This window comes from Agromyces kandeliae, from assembly GCF_009674665.1.
Taxonomy (GTDB): Bacteria; Actinomycetota; Actinomycetes; order Actinomycetales; family Microbacteriaceae; genus Agromyces; species Agromyces kandeliae.
The window spans coordinates 380,277-397,016 of record NZ_WKJD01000019.1 but is presented as its reverse complement, the minus strand read 5'-3'; the positions used below and the strand labels follow the sequence as shown (position 1 = coordinate 397,016).

The window sequence follows — 16,740 nt, the reverse complement described above, 5'->3', positions numbered from 1 at the left end:
GCTGGCTCGACCCCGCCACCCACGGCGGCATCAACCTCGGCTTCCCCCAGAACCACTGACACCCACCCGACGGGATGCCACGGCCGGCAGGGGTGCCCGGCCGTGGCATCCACGAGACCCGAGAGGGACACATGAGCACCGATGACCAGCGCTGGTTCCATCGCCGCGGCGCGCTCGCGCGTGACGGGTGGGAGAGCGTCGTCGACGAGCGCACCCCGGGGTGGGCCCACACCGGCATCCGGGTGGCCGAGCTCGGCGCCGACGACTCACTCGACCTCTCGTCCACCGGCGTGGAACGGATCGTCGTGCCGCTCTCGGGATCGTTCACGGTGTCCGAACGCGACGGCGGCTCCTCGACGACGACGCGGCTGCTCGGTCGCGCGTCGGTGTTCGACGGACCGACCGACGTGCTTTACCTCTCCAGCGCCGTGACCGCGGTGATCACCGGCGAGGGCCGGGTCGCGGTCGCCACGTCGCCGACCGACGTCGTGAAGCCGAGCCGCTACATCGCCGCAGAGGAGACTCCGGTGGAACTGCGCGGTGCCGGCGCCTCGAGCCGTCAGGTGCACAACTTCGGCACGCCCGCGGCGCTCGACGCCGCGCGCCTCATCGTCTGCGAGGTGATCACGCCCGCCGAGAACTGGTCGTCGTACCCGCCGCACAAGCATGATGAGCACGTCCCCGGACATGAGTCGCGCTTGGAGGAGATCTACTACTTCGAGGCGGCGCCGGCTCGCGGCGCCACCGCAGCCGACCCCGACGCGGCGTTCGGAATGTTCAGCACCTACTCCTCGCCCGCGGGCGAGATCGAGATCGACGCCATGGTCCGGACGGGCGACATCGCACTCGTCCCGTACGGCTACCACGGGCCGGCGGTCGCCGCGCCCGGATACGACCTGTACTACCTCAACGTCATGGCCGGCCCGGATCCCGAGCGGGAGTGGCTGATCAGCGACGACCCGGCGCACGCTTGGGTACGAACCACGTGGGAGGGCCAGCGCGTCGACGCGCGCCTCCCATACACTCACGACGAGGAAGGCCACCATTGATGCCGGCGACGAAGCGGATGACAGTCAGCCAGGCGCTCATCGAGTTCCTGGCGCACCAGTGGACGGTCGACGGCGACATCCGGGAACGCACGATCCCGGGCGTGTTCGGCATCTTCGGGCACGGCAACGTTGCCGGCATCGGACAGGCGCTCAAGCAGTTCAACGTCGAGCAGCCCGACCTCATGCCGTACTACCAGGCCCGGAACGAGCAGGCCATGGTGCACCAGTCGGTCGGCTACGCCCGCATGCACCGTCGGCGCGGAACCTACGCGTCCGCAGCGTCCGTCGGGCCCGGCGCGGCGAACCTGCTCACGGGTGCCGCGCTGGCCACGACCAACCGCCTGCCCGCGCTGCTGCTGCCGAGCGACACCTTCGCGACCAGGGTGGCCGATCCCGTGCTGCAGCAACTCGAGCAGCCGTGGGACATCGGCCTCACCGTGAACGATGCGTTCCGCCCGCTGTCGAAGTTCTTCGACCGCGTGCAGCGTCCGGAGCAGCTGTACTCGATCGCCCTCGCTGCGATGCGGGTGCTGACCGATCCCGTCGAGACGGGCGCGGTCACCATCGCCCTGCCGGAGGATGTCCAGGCCGAGGCCCTCGACGTGCCCGTCGAGTTCCTCCAGGACCGCGAATGGCACGTGCGTCGCCCCCTGCCCGAGCGTGCCGCGCTCGCACGGGCCGTCGCGGCCATCCGCGGAGCGAAGCGCCCGCTCATCGTCGCCGGCGGCGGCGTGATCTACTCCGGCGCCGAGCCGCAGCTGCGAGAACTCGTCGAGGCCACCGGCATCCCCGTCGGAACCTCGCAGGCCGGCGGCGGTGCGCTCGACTGGGATCACCCCCAGAACCTGGGCGGCGTCGGCGCGACCGGCACGCTCGCGGCGAACCGGCTCGCTGCAGAGGCCGACGTGGTCATCGGCATCGGCACCCGCTACAGCGACTTCACCACCGCCTCGCGCACGGCCTTCCAGAACCCGGACGTCGTGTTCGTGAACATCAACGTCGCCTCCTTCGACGCGTACAAGCACGGCTCCCAGCTCCCCGTCGTCGCAGACGCCCGCGAGGCGCTCGTGGAGCTCGCGGCGGCGCTCGCGGGCCACACGGTCTCGAACGAGTACGCCGAGCGGATCGCACGCGAGAAGGAGGCCTGGGACCGGATGGTCGACGACGCCTTCGCGCCGTCCGGCCTGTCGCTCCCGGGCCAGCCCGAGATCATCGGGGCGGTGCAGGGGTCGAGCGACGCGAAGGACGTGATCGTGCAGGCCGCGGGCTCCCTGCCCGGGGACCTCCACAAGCTGTGGCGCGTGCGCGACCCGCTGGGGTACCACGTCGAGTACGCGTTCTCGTGCATGGGCTACGAGATCGCCGGCGGCCTCGGCGCCAAGCGCGGCCTGCTCGCCGACGGCGACGACCGCGACGTGATCGTGATGGTGGGCGACGGTTCGTACCTCATGCTGAACACCGAGCTCGTGACCGCGGTCGCCGAGGGCATCAAGCTCATCGTGGTGCTCATCCAGAACCACGGCTACGCGTCGATCGGCCACTTGTCCGAGACCGTCGGATCCGAGCGGTTCGGAACCTGGTACCGCGAGTACGACGCCGACGCGCGCAACTTCCAGGGCGACGCCGTCCTGCCGGTCGACCTCGCGATGAATGCGCGCAGCTACGGCCTCGACGTGGTCGAGATCGAGCCGAGCCCGACGGCGATCGACGACCTGAAGCGGGCGATGGCGGCCGCCAAGGCCTCCGACCGATCGACCTTCATCCACATCAACAGCGACCCGCTCGTCTACGCGCCCGACGGCGCGGGCTGGTGGGACGTGCCCGTGCCCGAGGTCTCGACCCTCGACTCCACGCAGCGCGCCCGCGAGGAGTACCTCGAGCAGCAGGCGGCGCAGCGCCCCCTGCTCGGCTGATCCGCCTCCGACCCCAACCTCGGGAGAACCCACCATGACCAACGACCTCCGCATCGGCGTCGTGGGCGCCGGCCTCATGGGCGCCGACCACGTGACCCGCATCACCGAGCGCATCAGCGGCGCCGTCGTCTCCGCGATCGTCGAGCCCGACGCCGACCGGGCGTCGGCCGCGGTGCAGCACGCCCCCGGCGCGACCGCATTCGCCTCGATCGAGGACGCGATCGCCGCGGGCGCCGTCGACGCCGTGCTGATCGCCACCCCCGGCCGATTCCACGAGCCCGTGCTCGTTCCGGTGCTGAAGGCGCGGCTCCCGGTCCTCTGCGAGAAGCCGCTCACGCCGGATTCGGAGTCGGCGATGCGCGTCCTCGAGCTCGAGCAGACGCTCGACCGGCCGCACATCCAGGTCGGCTTCATGCGCCGGTTCGACGCGGAGTACGAGGCGCTGCGCGAACTCATCGCCTCCGGCGACTCCGGTCACCTGATGCTCCTGCGGTGCGTGCACCGCAACCCCGCGGTGCCGGACTCGTACACGCAGCAGATGCTGATCAACGACTCCGTCGTGCACGAGTTCGACGTCGTGCCGTGGCTCGCCGGTTCACCCGTGAAGTCCGTCGAGGTGAAGTACCCGCGGCGCAACTCGATGTCGCCGGACCACCTGCGCGAGCCGATCCTCGTGCTCATGGAGCTCGAGAACGGCGTGCTGGTCGACGTCGAGATGAACGTGAGCGTGCAGTTCGGATACCAGGTTGGGACCGAGGCCGTCTTCGAGAAGGGCCTGGCGCGCATCGGCCAGCCGTCCGGGCTCCAGCAGTGGCGCGACGGCCGGTTCTTCGTGGAGGACCACACGAGCTTCGTGACCCGCTTCGCCGCCGCGTACGACAGCCAGATCCAGCGCTGGGTGGACGCGGTCCGCTCGGGCGCCCTCGTCGACGGCCCGAACGCATGGGACGGGTACCTCGTCGCCGTCGCGTGCGAGGCCGGCGTGAAGGCGCTCGACGGCGGCGTCATCCCGGTCGACGCCCCCGCCCGACCTGCGTTCTACGCCTGAGCCACGACCACGAAGGAGCCGTCATGCCCCGCATCGCCCTCGATCCGACGCCGTACCACCACGAGTTCTCCCTGCTCGAGTTCCCCGAGGTCGCCGCGCGCCTCGGCTACGAATCGATGCAGCTCACCCCGCACGTGGACTTCACGCCGTTCTTCCGCTATCCGAAGGCCGACGACGGCCTGGTCGCGAAGCTGAAGAAGGCCGCGTCGGACGCAGGCGTGGACATCCCGGCGATCCTCCCCGTGCACCGCATCTCGTGGCCCGACGAACCGCAGCGCGAAGCCGCCGTCCGCAACTTCCGTCGCGTGATCGAGCTCGCGGTCGAACTCGGCATTCCCGTCATCAACACCGAGTTCTCCGGCCGGCCGGAACGAGCGGAGGACTCGGAGGCCGCGTTCTACCGCTCGATGGAGGAGCTGCTCCCGATCATCGAGTCGGAGGGGCTCCGACTCAACATCGACCCGCACCCCGACGACTTCGTGGAGGACGGGCTCGAGGCGTGGCGCGTCCTGCGCGGCCTGAACTCCCCGGCCGTCGGGTTCGTCTACGTCGCCTCGCACACCTTCCACTACGGCGACCGGGCGACGACGCTGCTCCCCGAGATCGGCGACCGGCTGGGCGCCGTGTACACGGCCGACACGTTCGACCACACCCGCTCGCACGGCCTCCGGTACATCTCGAACCCGCCGGGAAACGCCGCCCGCGTGCACCAGCACCTGCGCATCGGCGACGGCGACGTGGACTGGTCGGAGCTCTTCACCGCACTCCGCGGGATCGGCTACCTCGACCGAGACGATGCGCTGATCGTCTCGAACGTGTTCGCCGAGGACGAGACGGCCGACGAGGTGTCGCGATTCCAGCTCCAGCGGCTGAAGGAGCTCGTCTCCGGGGCGTGATCACGCGGCGGAACAGCGCTGCAACCGACCGGACATGGGCCTGCGCAGCGAAGGCGCGAGCGGGGACAAGCTTGCCCGGGGCGTCCTCTGCGACGCTGCGAACGATGACCAGATACCCGCCGGAAACTCCTGCGGAGACCAGATTCGGCCCGTACGTCTCCGTAGCAGCACGTACACTGGACCCCATGAGATCCGCGGAAATCCGCGGAATTCCGCCCCTCGCGGGCTGCCCCCGAATCGCCGAGATCGACTTCAGTTGTTCTTGGTTCGAGTCCAGGTACCCCAGCAGTGAAGAACCCCCGCCCAGGCGGGGGTTTTGGCGTTTCCAGCCGGGTGGATTCCCCGTCCGAACTCCGCTCCCCACACGGCATTCAGAACAGCATCTCTCTCGTCACTCTCGCCCCGACACGAGCGCGTTCACCCTCCGGGACTACGCCAGCGGGTCTGTGGTGAGCACTTCCATCAGTCGGCGGTGCACGCGGCCCGCGATGTCGATTCCGGTCGGGTCCACGAGCCATTGGATCTGCAGCCCGTCGATGAGAGCGATCAGGTCGCGGCCGAATCCGTCCAGGTCCGTGGCGGGGCGGACCAGTCCGCGGGACTGCGCTTCGTGCATCGCCTCGTCGATGTCGTCTGCGAGCCAGTGGAACCGGTTCGCGATGTACGCGTGTGCGGGATGGTCGGGTTCGGATGCCTCGGTCGACAGCGTGGCGAAGAGACGGACGAGCTCGCGCTGCCCCTCGTTGTGGACGATCACCTGCAGGAGGTGCCGGACGTAGTCGATGCCGTCGCGCTTCGGGTCGGTGTCGCGGAAGAACAGCTCCCCGTTGACGCGGTCGCGTTCCTCGAGTACTGCGGCCAGGAGCGATTCCTTCGTGGGGAAGTGGTGGAGGAGCCCGGCACGGGAGACCCCGCAGGCGGCGGCGATCTGCACCATGCTGGCACCGTGGTATCCGTTCGCGGAGAAGTTCGTGAACGCGGCGGCGATGATCTCGGCCCGCCGCCGCTCGCCCTTCGGGGAGGAACGGGTGGGTCGGGTGGGCGTCCACGGAGCGTCGGCGGGCATCACGCCTCCGAGGGTAGCGACGCGCGTCGTCGGTCGCGGCGGAGCAGCCACCACGCCGCGGCGGCGGACACGATCTCTCCGAGCGGGAGCGCGATCCACACGCCGAGCGGTCCGAGAAGGCCGAGCACCGACAACCAAACACGTGCGCGCCCGTCGTCCTGGCCGACCGCCCTCGCAGGTGACCAGGAACCTGCAGAGAACGCCCTCGGAGACCAGATTCGGCCCGGATGACTCCGTCGCAGCACGTACACTAGGGCCCATGAGATCCGTGGAAATCCGCGGAACTCCGCCCCTCACGGGCCGGTACCGAATCGCCGAGATCGACGTCAGTTGTTCTTGGTTCGAGTCCAAGTGCCCCAGCTTGAAGAACCCCCGGTTCGCCGAGGGTTTTCGTGTTTCTGCGATGACTGATGCGCGCGTCAGGTTCTCGCTCGTCTCCCGGTCGGCTTCCGGTCCGCCGCCGACGTCATCCGACAGCTCGACTCGCCGAGGTCGACCTCTCGATGTAGTCGTTGGCGCGGCCGCCATGTCGACTCGTCCGAGCAGGCGCGTCGGCTCTGCGACCGACCATCGCGTCAGGTCTTCGCCATGCGGCACGGCCTTCCCGCCAGCCGGCTTCCGCCGAGAGGGGTAGGGTGTTCGGCCCCATGAGCCGTCGCGCGCGGCGGTCGTAGCATGAAGGTAGCCGCCGCTCCTGTGGCGGGGAGTCGAGGGTGACTATGGCGATGTCCGAGGTCACGCGCCGATCGCTGCTCAGTGAGCTCGGGGCGCGAGTGCGAGGAACGGTGATCGGCCGGGATCACCCGGAATACGACGAGGCGCGAGCTGTGTGGAATGGCCTGATCGATCGGCATCCGGAGGTCGTCGTCCGTTGCGCGGACGCCGATGACGTGGTCGCGTGCGTGAACGCGGCGCGGACGCATCGACCGATCGTGTCGATTCGCGGGGGCGGGCACCAGGTCGCTGGGAGTGCGGTCTGCGACGACGGGCTCGTGATCGACCTCTCACGGATGCGCGACGTGATCGTCGATCCGGTCGCCCGCACTGCCCGCGTGCAGGGGGGTGCGCGCTGGGCCGACGTGGATGCCGCAGCCCAGGCGTTCGGGCTCGCAACACCGGGCGGCGAGGTCTCGGAGACCGGCGTCGCCGGCCTGACGCTCGGCGGCGGCCTCGGCCTGATGCAGCGCACCCACGGTCTCAGCTGCGACAACGTGCTCTCGATGACCGTCGTCACCGCGGACGGCGCGGTGCGCACGGCGAGCGCTGACGAGAATGCCGAGCTGTACTGGGCCCTGCGCGGAGCCGGTCGCGGTCTCGGGGTGGTCACCGAGTTCACCTTCGCGCTGCATCGGCTCGGTCCGGAGGTCGCCGCGGCCGCGTTCGTCTACCCGGCGGACGACGCCGGTGCCGTCTTTCGCGCCTGGCGGCGGCTGGCCGCGGAGGCGCCACCGACCATCGCGCCACAGTTCGCATTGTGGGCGCTCCCGCCCTTCCCCGGGTTGCCGGATGAGTTCGTCGGCGTCCCGATCGCGATGGCCGTCGGCACCTACATCGGCGAACCTGCCGACGCGGCACCGGTGCTCGAACCGTTCCAGGGACTGGGCGAACCGATCCTCGATCTCAGCGGCACGAGCACATGGGTGGAAGCGCAGAGCGAGTTCGATTTCGCGCTCCCCGACGGCGGACGCTACTACTGGAAGTCGCATTTCACGGACGAGCTGGATGACGCGACCATCGACCTCATCGTCGAGCACGCCGCTCGCCGACCCGATCCGAACTCGGCCGTGTTCGTGCGGACCCTCGGTGGCACGATCGACCGGATCGGTCCCGACGAGACGGCGTTCGCGCATCGTGGTGCACTGTTCAACGTGAGCGTGGACGCGGTCTGGAGCGATCCTGCGCTCGACGACGATGCGATCGGCTGGGCGCGCGGGCTCTGGAACGCGCTGGAACCGGTCTCCCGCGGAATGTACCTGAACTTCGCCGGATTGGGCGACGAGGAAGGCGCCGGCGGTGACCTGATCCTCGGCGCACACGAGGAGCGCGTCGAACGGATCCGGCTCGCCTACGATCCCGACGGTGTGTTCGCCGCTGCCGCGGCTCGACCCTGAATCTTGATCGGCGGAGCGAAGCCGAAGTCAGCGGAGCCGTCGTGGGTGGAGCTCATGGGCGTAGACGTGGTGCGTGCCGGGCAACTCATCGAGAAGTTCCCCGCGAGGTCCGTGAGGACGTCCTCCGCGTCGCTCGGACTTCGCGCCGAGGCGGGCCGCGACCCCTACGATCGCGGGCTCCAGGACCTGGTCGGCGAGCTCTCGACGCTGAGCGACGAGTTCCGGACCAAGTGGGGCACGCATGACGTCCGACACCACGGCAGCGGGGTCAAGCCCTTCCGGCACCATGCCGTCGGCGACCTCACCCTCGCCTACGAAGGGCTCGAGTTGACCGAGGAGCCCGGACTCTCGCTCCTCATCTACACCGCCGAGCCCGGCTCGGCGTCGGAGCAGAACCTGCGGCTCCTCTCCAGCCTCGCCGCGACCAGCGAGGCGCCCGCCGCCGGACGAGCTGCCCCGGTGGCCGAGGAGGAGAAGCGATGAGCGTCGCGCGTCGGCCCTCGAGGCGACGATGGGCGTCGGAGCCTCGGGCCGCGACTTCGTCGCGCTCCTCCCGCTGCGTCTGAGCTGCGGTCGCGGCTCCGCCATCTCAACCATCCGGACGATTCGCCCACGGTGTCGACGCTCCTACGCTGGCCGCCATGGGATCGCGGATCGGGTCATCGGAGTTGCAGAGGTTCATCACCCACACGGAGGGCACGATCTCGCCGAAGGGCGTCGCCGCGCTGTACGGGCGGGCCGAGATGCTCGCGCGGCTGCCCCTCGGCCTGCAGCGCCGGATCGTGTCGCACGCCCGGAGCGAGGACTACATGGGCTTCGTCGTGGAACCGTATTGCACGTTCCTGGCGTACGAGATCCGCGACGAGGTCGCGGCGACTCGGCTGCTGCCTCCGGGCTACCGCCTCGTCCCGACCGCCATGTTCGCCGACGACGAGCCACGCGCCTGCGCCATCCTCGGGGCGTTCAACGTCCACGCGTCGGTGTTCTGGGGTGCTCGGGTGGAGCTCTACCTCATCGCGGAGGACACGCGCACGGGGATGCTGACGTGGGTCATCTGCGACTACGAATCCAACACGATCAACTACGACCCCGGCCAGGGGTTCTCAGCCTCCACGACCGATCGAGCCGTGGTCACCACGTCCCATGCCGGTGAGGTGATCGTCGACGTCCGGAGCCGGCAGCGCCCGAACGCGCTCACGGTGACGGCGCCATTGGCGACGGGGTCGATGCGGCCGCTCGATCAGCGACTCTGGGTGGACGGCAACCTGTCCGTCGACTACGGGGGCCGGCTCGAGCACGCGGACTCCGTCCCGTTCGGGCTCGTCTTCGACCCGGGTGAGATGACCCGGGCGCTGGAGCTCCCTCCCGAGACCGTCGAGGTGGAGCGCAACACCTTCGGCGCCGACATCCTGGCCGACGGACCGTTCTCGGTCGCCTGCTTCCCATACGCCCAGCACTTCCTCACCACGAGCTATCCCCGCTCGAGCCCGATCCGCGATCGGCAGGCGCTCGAGGACGCCGTCCGCTCCCTGGCGGCCGATGCTCGCTGACGCGGTCCCGTCGAGCAGTCGCGGCGGCGCGCCCCGCGTCGCTTTACAAGCGACGATCCCTGAGGTTCGATGGAAGCCACGCCGAATGCGGCCGGAACCCTGCGTCCGGCCCGGCTGGGGACGGCGGGAAGGTCGGGGATCGGTTCGATGATGTACGGCGACACGCACGATCGCGCGGTGACCCGACCGCGCACGTTCGGCGGCGTCCTCGGTGGCCTGCTCGGCCTGATCGCGGTGAGCGCGGCCGCGGCGCTGCTCGTCGCCGCCGCGGTGACGCCGGCGATCGCGACGGCCGGGGTCGCGGCATCCGGCACCATCTCGCTCTTCGAGAACCTGCCGAGCTACCTGAAGATCGGCGAGCTCTCGGTGAAGAGCAACATCTACGCCAAGCAGTCCGACGGCACGCAGAAGCTGCTCGCCTCGTTCTACGACCAGAACCGGGTCGAGGTCGAGTGGGACGAGGTGAGCCAGTACGTCAAGGACGCGGCGATCGCCGGCGAGGACCCCCGCTTCTACGACCACAACGGCGTCGACCTGCAGGGCACGATGCGCGCCGCCGTCACGACGGCGAGCGGGCGCGAGACGCAGGGCGGCTCGTCGATCGCGCAGCAGTACGTCAAGAACGTCCGCGTGCAGGAATGCGAGCGCGAGGCGACCGACGAGGAGGAGCGCGACGGATGCTACGACGCCGTCACCGAGACCTCCATCGATCGCAAGCTCAAGGAGATGCGGCTCGCGATCGGGGTCGAGAAGCGCTACACCAAGAGCCAGATCCTGCTCGGGTACCTGAACATCGCAGGGTTCGGCGGCACGGTCTACGGCATCGAGGCGGCGGCGAACTACTACTACGGCACGTCCGCGTCGAAGGTGACGCTCGCCCAGGCGGCGTCGCTCGTCGCGATCGTGAACAACCCGTCGAAGTTCCGGCTGGACCAGCCGGGCAACGAGGTCAACGGCGCGGCGGACGGGTACGCCGCGAACCACGCGCGGCGGGACTACATCCTGCAGAGCATGCTCGACGAGTCGAAGATCACGCAGGCCGAGTTCGACGAGGCGGTCGCGACGCCTGTCGAGCCGAAGATCACCGAGCCGAGCACCGGATGCCAGACGGCGGGCGGGAGCGCCTACTTCTGCGACTACGTCACGCACATCCTGCAGAACGACCCGGTGTTCGGTGAGGACGAGGCGTCGCGACTGCTGAACTTCCGTCGCGGCGGGTACAACGTCTACACCAGCCTCGACCTCGACCTGCAGGGCGCCGCTGAGCGGGCGATCGCCGCGCACGTCCCCGCGACCTACCCGGGGTGGGACGTCGGCGGGGTCATCTCCACCGTCGAGGTCGGAACCGGTCGCGTGCTCGCGATGGCGCAGAACCGGACCTACAGCCAGGACCCCAAGGTGCTCGAGAAGGGCCCGCAGTACACGAGCATCAACTACAACACCGACTTCGACTACGGCGGCTCCCGCGGCTTCCAGCCCGGATCCTCCTACAAGGTCTTCACGCTCGCCGAATGGCTCAAGGAGGGCCACGGGCTCGCCGAGCGCGTCGACTCGAGGCCCAAGAGCAATTGGGGCGTCTTCCAGGACAGCTGCCTCGGACCGCACTTCGCAGGCGACTGGAACCCGCGGAACGACGCGAACGAGTCGGGTGCCAATTACAGTGCGCTCGAGTCGACGATCGGATCGATCAACACCGGCTTCATCGGGATGGCCAAGGTCCTCGACCTCTGCGGCATCCGCAAGACGGCCGAGTCCTTCGGCGTGCACCGCGCCGACGGGAACGTGCTCGTCCAGGGCCCGTCCGCGGTCATCGGCACGAACGAGGTCGCGCCCCTGTCGATGGCGGTCGCGTTCGCGGGCATCGCGAACAACGGCAAGACCTGCACGCCGATCGCGATCGACCGGATCACCGGGAGGGACGGCGAGGAGATCCCGCCGCCGGAGTCGGACTGCAGGCAGTCGGTGCCCGAACCCGTCGCGGCCGCGATGCACACCGCGATGGGCATGGTGATGACGCAGGGGACCGCGGTCGCGTCGCGAGCCGCGACGGTCCCCGCCGTGCCGCTCATCGGCAAGACCGGTACGACGGATGGCGCGAAGGACACCTGGATGGTCGGCGCGAGCTCCAAGGTCGCGACGGCCGCCGCGGTGGTCAGCGTCAACGGCGACGCGAACCAGCGCGGAATCTGGTTCGCCACCGGCCAGGCCGCCACGGCGCGTCACCGCATGTGGCCCGAGGTGATGTCGGCGGCGGCCGCGAAGTTCGGCGGGGACCCGTTCACGCAGGCCGGCCTCGGTCCGGTCGCGGGCCCCGGGTCCTTCCCCGACGGGCGCGTCGTCGAGCCGGATCCGCCCGCCTCGAACGAGCCGACGTCCGGACCGGGCGGGCCGGGCGAGCCTGCGTCGGGTGGCGGCGGCGGCAACGACGGGGGCGGCGACTCCGGCGGCCCCGGCAACGGCAACGGGAACGGCAACGGGAACGGCAACGGCGGTCCAGGGGGCTGATCCCTCGGTCCGGCGGCGGATGCCGCGGCATCCGCCGCGTCACGCGTCGAACGAGTCGCCCGGCTCGAGGGGCAGGTACTCTCCGCCGCCCTGCTCGGTCGCCCAGCCGAGGCGGGCGTTCGAGAGGTCCTTGCCTGCGCGGGAGAGGACCATCTCGTGGGTGGGGAAGGCGCGCTTGGGCCGGACCGCCATGACGTAGTCCATGGCCTCCGAGATCTTCATCCACGGTGCCCCGGCCGGAGCCGCGAGCACGTCGACCTCGACGCCCTCGGGGACGGCGAACGAGTCGCCGGCGTAGTAGAGCGCGTCATTGACGAGCACGCCGACGTTGTCGATCACCGGGATGGAGGGGTGGATCACGGCGTGCCTCCCCCCGAAGAAGCGCAACCGGAACGGGCCGACCTCGACCTCGTCGCCGGGCGCGACGCGCACGACCTCGATGCCCGCGTCGGCTGCCGCCGCGACGACCCCCGCCGGCCCGAAGACCCGCACGTCCGGGCTGCGGTCGCGGATGCGAGCGAGTTGCTCGGGCGTCCAGTGGTCGTCGTGCAGGTGCGTGATCACGACCGCGAGCGCGCCGGACGCCTCGGTGATCGGGGTGGTGAACTTGCCCGGGTCGATGAACAGCCGATCGCCGGAGTGCTCCACGACGAGGGCGGCGTGCTCGAGCTTCGTGACGCGCATGTTCCGAGCCAACACCGTGCGTGTCGTGCGCGCAACCGGGTCGCCCTGCCATGATCACTGCATGTCGCGTGGCCCCCGTCGCCTCCTGCTCGCGGTGAACCCGAGCGCCTCGTTCGGCCGGAACCGGTCGATCGGGCCGGCCGCCGCCCGCCGCCTCGAGGCGGAGGGCTACGAGGTGACCGTGCTCGGGGCCGACAACTTCGAGCTCCTGCGGCGCGACGTGCAGGCGGCGTTCGAGGGGGGGACCGACGGTCTCGTCGTCGTGGGCGGCGACGGCATGGTCTCGCTCGGCGTCAACGTGCTCGCGGGCACGCAGGTGCCCATGGGGCTCGTCGCCGCCGGGACGGGCAACGACCTCGCCCGCGCGCTCGGGCTGCCGCACGACGACCCCGATGCGGGCATCGAGGCGCTCGTCGAGGCGCTCCGCCGGCCGCCGCAGCAGATCGACCTCGGCCACGCGCGCCACGGCGCGCTCCGCACGTGGTTCGCCTGCGTGCTGTCGGCGGGCTTCGACGCCGTGGTGAACGAACGGGCGAACCGGATGACGCGGCCGCGCGGTCCGAGCCGCTACACCATCGCACTCCTGCGCGAGCTCGCGACCTTCCGGCCGCGTCGGTACGCCATCACGATCGACGGCGTCCGGCGCGACCAGGCCGCGATGCTCGTCTCGGTCGCCAACACCCCGTCCCTCGGCGGGGGGATGCGGATCGTCCCGCACGCCGACCTCGCCGACGGCATGCTCGACGTGTTCATCGTGCATCCCCTGTCCCGGATCGGGCTGCTCGGCGTGTTCCCGCGCGTATTCGCCGGGGAGCATGTGGACCATCCCGCCGTCGAGTTCGTGCGGGCGCGCCGGGTCCGGGTGGAGGCCGACGACATCATCGCCTACGCCGACGGCGAGCGCCTCGGCCCCCTGCCGGTCGACGTCGAGGTGGTGCCCGGAGCGCTCAGGGTGTTCGCCTGAGCCGTCGCGCCGGGGCCCGCCCGCTCGATTTGGAATGCGCCGGACACGTATGCCATACTCGAACACGTCGCAGCGAGGCCCCATCGTTTAGCGGCCTAGGACGCCGCCCTCTCACGGCGGTAGCGCGGGTTCAAATCCCGCTGGGGTCACCAATGACAGGCGAACGCCCCCGCATCACCATGCGGGGGCGTTCGTCGTTTCCGAGGACGGTCGCCTAGACTCGTCCGAGCGAAGGGGAGTATCCCGCCGGGCCCTTCGGTCCGGGCCACGATCGTCAGTACGAGCGCCGTCGATGCCGCTCCGGGCGTGGCGGCGCATCCGATGCGCGGGGAGAGACTTTCGGTCCTGAACGCACCCTCCGAAAGGCCCTCCGTGACCGCATTGCCCCTCTGGTTCGAAGTCGGTTCCCTCGTCGTGCTGACGCTGATCCTCGTCGCCGACCTGTTAATGGTGCTCAAGCGCCCGCACGTGCCGTCGTTCAAGGAGTCGACCCTGTGGGTCGTGTTCTACATCGTGCTCGCGCTCGTGTTCGCCGGGCTGATGTTCGTGATCGGCGATGCCGAGCACGGTGCGCAGTTCCTGGCCGGTTGGCTCACGGAGTACAGCCTCTCGATCGACAACCTTTTCGTCTTCGTCATCATCATGGCGAGGTTCGCGGTGCCGAGGAAGTACCAGCAGGAGGTGCTCATGGTGGGCATCATCCTCGCCCTCGTCCTCCGCGGGATCTTCATCCTGCTCGGCGCGCAGCTGATCGAGAACTTCAGCTGGATCTTCTACATCTTCGGCGCGTTCCTGCTCTACACCGCGGCGCAGCAGGCGTTCGGCGACCACGAGGACGAGGGCCGCGACTCCGCCCTCATCCGGCAGCTCCGCCGCCGGCTGCCGATCACCAACGACTACGACGGCGTCAAGCTCCGCACGATGATCGACGGACGTCGGTTCTTCACGCCGATGCTGATCGTGTTCGTCGCCATCGGCACCACCGACCTGATCTTCGCACTCGACTCGATCCCGGCGATCTTCGGCATCACCCAGAGCCCGTTCATCGTGTTCACGGCCAACGTGTTCGCGCTCATGGGGCTGCGCCAGCTGTACTTCCTCCTCGGCGGCCTGCTCGAGCGCCTCGAGTACCTGAAGTACGGCATCGCGTTCATCCTCGCCTTCATCGGCGTGAAGCTCGTCCTGCACGCGATGCACGAGAACGAGCTCCCGTTCATCAACGGCGGCGAGCACATCGAGTGGGCGCCGGACATCTCGACGTGGACCTCGCTCGCGGTGATCATCGCGGCGATGGCGGTGGCGACCGTGGCGAGCGTCGTGAAGGCGAACCTCGACGCCCGCCGTCGCGGCCACACGCTCGGCGAGGAGATCCCGCACTTCACCGAGGAGAGCGAGCGCGACCGCGACTCCGACAGCACCTCCGTCGAGCGCTGAGCGGCACGCCGGTCCGGTCGACGGCGACGCGAGCGCGGCGAGCGCTTGCTAGCGTGGAGCGACTGCGCCCCACGGCGTGACTCTGCCCTGCCCAGAGAGGACCCGATCACGTGACGTCTGACGGCAGCGGTGTCGTGCCCATCCCCACGGGATCGGCGCGGATCGCGCACAGCGCCCGCACCCACGTCGGCAACGTCCGCACGGTGAACGAGGATTCGCTGCTCGCGCAGCCGCCCGTCTACCTCGTCGCGGACGGCATGGGCGGGCACGCGCGCGGCGACGCCGCGAGCCGCGCGGTCGTCGACACGTTCCGCCGACATCTCGATGCGGGCGCGCCGTCGACCCCTGAGCGAGTCCTCGACGCGGTCCACAGCTCGAACGACGTCGTCCGCGCGCTCTCCGACGAGGGCGACGAGGGCACGGCCGTGGCCGGCACGACCGTCTCGGGGATCGCGCTGGTGGACGCGGGCGACGGCCGCGGCGTGCACTGGATGGTGTTCAACGTCGGCGACTCGCGCGTCTACGTCTGGGACGGCCGCCGCCTGGAGCAGGTGACGGTCGACCACTCCGCCGTGCAGGAGATGGTGGACGCCGGGCTCATCCGCGCGGAGGACGCTGAGCGGCATCCGGACCGGAATGTCATCACGCGCGCGGTCGGCTCCGATGCGCACGTCGAGCCGGACGTCTGGCTGATCCCGGCATCCGGGCGGCAGGTCTTCCTCATCTGCTCCGACGGGCTGTCGAAGGAGGTCGACGACACGGAGATCGGGCGGATCCTGGCCGGGCACTCGATGCACGCGGCGGGGCTGGCCGGGGAACTGGTGGATGCCGCGTTGGCGGCGGGCGCACGCGACAACGTCAGTGCGATCGTGGTGGAGTCCGACCTCGGCGGCGCCGTGGCCTCGCGTTAAGGTTGGGGCGTGAGCGAGCCCGACTCCATCGTGCCCCCGCCGGGGTCCGTGCCGGACGAGCCGGAGGCGGAACGGTCGACTCGGGCGGAGGACACCGGGCGCATGCAACTCGCGATCCCGGGATTCCGCCCACCTCCCGGCGTCCGCCCGCCGTCGGCACTGCCCATCGGGCCGCCCGCGTCGGCGTTCCCGGCCGCCCCGCCGGCTGCGGAACGGGGTGCGGTTCCGAGCGCGGCCGACCCGCCCGACCCGCCCGCCGCGACGGGCCCGTGGCACCTGCGGAGCGCCGACGGGATCGAGTTCTCGGTCCCCGATCGGGTGGTGGTCGGTCGCGACCCGAAGCCGCCGGCCTGGCTGCAGGGGGCGACGGTCGTGGCGATCCCCGACCACACCCGTTCGATGTCGAAGACGCACGCGCTCCTCGAGGTGCGGGACGGCCGGCTCCTCGTCACCGACCTCGATTCCACGAACGGGGTGCGCGTCTGGCCCGAGGGGTCCGACCCCACCGACCTGGAGTCGGGCGTGCCCGCCGAGGTGCCGCTCGACGCGGTCGTCCTGCTCGGCGACGTCGCCTTCCTCGTGGAACGGGCACCCGCCGACTCGGTGTAA

14 protein-coding genes and 1 tRNA gene are annotated in these 16,740 nt (G+C 70.1%); 13 read left to right on the top strand and 2 right to left on the bottom strand.

Annotated elements, in window-relative coordinates:
* Nucleotides 1-131: 131 nt before the first annotated feature.
* Genes iolB through GJR97_RS15765 form a run of 4 tightly spaced genes read left to right on the top strand, consistent with a single transcriptional unit; the run spans nt 132 to nt 4,906 of the window.
* The gene (gene iolB, locus GJR97_RS15780) at nt 132-1,049 is read left to right on the top strand and encodes a 5-deoxy-glucuronate isomerase (RefSeq protein WP_154347682.1); all 918 of its coding nucleotides are present in this window, start codon (nt 132-134) and stop codon (nt 1,047-1,049) included.
* A 17-nt stretch (nt 1,050-1,066) separates the two neighbouring features.
* Nucleotides 1,067-2,962 (top strand): 3D-(3,5/4)-trihydroxycyclohexane-1,2-dione acylhydrolase (decyclizing), encoded by a 1,896-nt coding sequence (iolD, locus tag GJR97_RS15775; protein WP_229276315.1) that lies wholly within the window; start codon nt 1,067-1,069, stop codon nt 2,960-2,962.
* Between the two features lie 34 nt (nt 2,963-2,996).
* On the top strand, nt 2,997-4,010 hold the full coding sequence (locus GJR97_RS15770) for a Gfo/Idh/MocA family protein (protein ID WP_154347680.1): 1,014 nt from the start codon (nt 2,997-2,999) through the stop codon (nt 4,008-4,010).
* Nucleotides 4,011-4,033: 23 nt separating this feature from the next.
* Entirely contained in the window at nt 4,034-4,906 is an 873-nt protein-coding gene (locus tag GJR97_RS15765) for a sugar phosphate isomerase/epimerase family protein (RefSeq protein ID WP_154347679.1), read from the top strand.
* Between the two features lie 430 nt (nt 4,907-5,336).
* On the opposite strand, the gene GJR97_RS17930 is transcribed toward GJR97_RS15765, so the two are convergent.
* A complete protein-coding gene (locus tag GJR97_RS17930) occupies nt 5,337-5,972 on the bottom strand; it encodes a TetR/AcrR family transcriptional regulator (RefSeq protein ID WP_229276342.1) in 636 nt (211 codons plus the stop codon).
* A gap of 719 nt (nt 5,973-6,691) precedes the next feature.
* Here GJR97_RS17930 and GJR97_RS15755 point away from each other — a divergent pair.
* From GJR97_RS15755 to GJR97_RS15740, 4 genes are all read left to right on the top strand, one after another.
* Complete coding sequence (locus tag GJR97_RS15755; protein WP_324613593.1) at nt 6,692-8,083, top strand: FAD-binding oxidoreductase; 1,392 nt, start codon at nt 6,692-6,694, stop codon at nt 8,081-8,083.
* Between the two features lie 54 nt (nt 8,084-8,137).
* Nucleotides 8,138-8,566 (top strand): MmyB family transcriptional regulator, encoded by a 429-nt coding sequence (locus GJR97_RS15750; RefSeq protein ID WP_195760737.1) that lies wholly within the window; start codon nt 8,138-8,140, stop codon nt 8,564-8,566.
* Between the two features lie 158 nt (nt 8,567-8,724).
* Nucleotides 8,725-9,633 carry a hypothetical protein gene (locus GJR97_RS15745; RefSeq protein WP_154347676.1) on the top strand — a complete coding sequence of 303 codons (909 nt, stop codon included), beginning with the start codon at nt 8,725-8,727 and terminating at the stop codon, nt 9,631-9,633.
* Between the two features lie 147 nt (nt 9,634-9,780).
* Complete coding sequence (locus GJR97_RS15740; protein ID WP_195760736.1) at nt 9,781-12,138, top strand: transglycosylase domain-containing protein; 2,358 nt, start codon at nt 9,781-9,783, stop codon at nt 12,136-12,138.
* A gap of 39 nt (nt 12,139-12,177) precedes the next feature.
* Here GJR97_RS15740 and GJR97_RS15735 read toward each other — a convergent pair whose 3' ends face one another.
* Complete coding sequence (locus GJR97_RS15735) at nt 12,178-12,822, bottom strand: MBL fold metallo-hydrolase (RefSeq protein WP_154347674.1); 645 nt, start codon at nt 12,820-12,822, stop codon at nt 12,178-12,180.
* Nucleotides 12,823-12,883: 61 nt separating this feature from the next.
* On the opposite strand from GJR97_RS15735, the gene GJR97_RS15730 reads away from it, so the two are divergent.
* The 5 genes from GJR97_RS15730 (at nt 12,884) to GJR97_RS15710 (ending at nt 16,740) form a co-directional block, all read left to right on the top strand.
* Complete coding sequence (locus tag GJR97_RS15730) at nt 12,884-13,786, top strand: diacylglycerol/lipid kinase family protein (RefSeq protein ID WP_154347673.1); 903 nt, start codon at nt 12,884-12,886, stop codon at nt 13,784-13,786.
* Between the two features lie 76 nt (nt 13,787-13,862).
* Nucleotides 13,863-13,938, top strand: a tRNA-Glu gene (locus tag GJR97_RS15725).
* A 169-nt stretch (nt 13,939-14,107) separates the two neighbouring features.
* Nucleotides 14,108-15,220, top strand: coding sequence for a TerC family protein (locus GJR97_RS15720; RefSeq protein WP_154347672.1), 1,113 nt, complete (start codon nt 14,108-14,110; stop codon nt 15,218-15,220).
* Between the two features lie 110 nt (nt 15,221-15,330).
* Entirely contained in the window at nt 15,331-16,131 is an 801-nt protein-coding gene (locus GJR97_RS15715) for a PP2C family protein-serine/threonine phosphatase (RefSeq protein WP_324613592.1), read from the top strand.
* A 9-nt stretch (nt 16,132-16,140) separates the two neighbouring features.
* Entirely contained in the window at nt 16,141-16,740 is a 600-nt protein-coding gene (locus tag GJR97_RS15710) for an FHA domain-containing protein (protein ID WP_154347671.1), read from the top strand.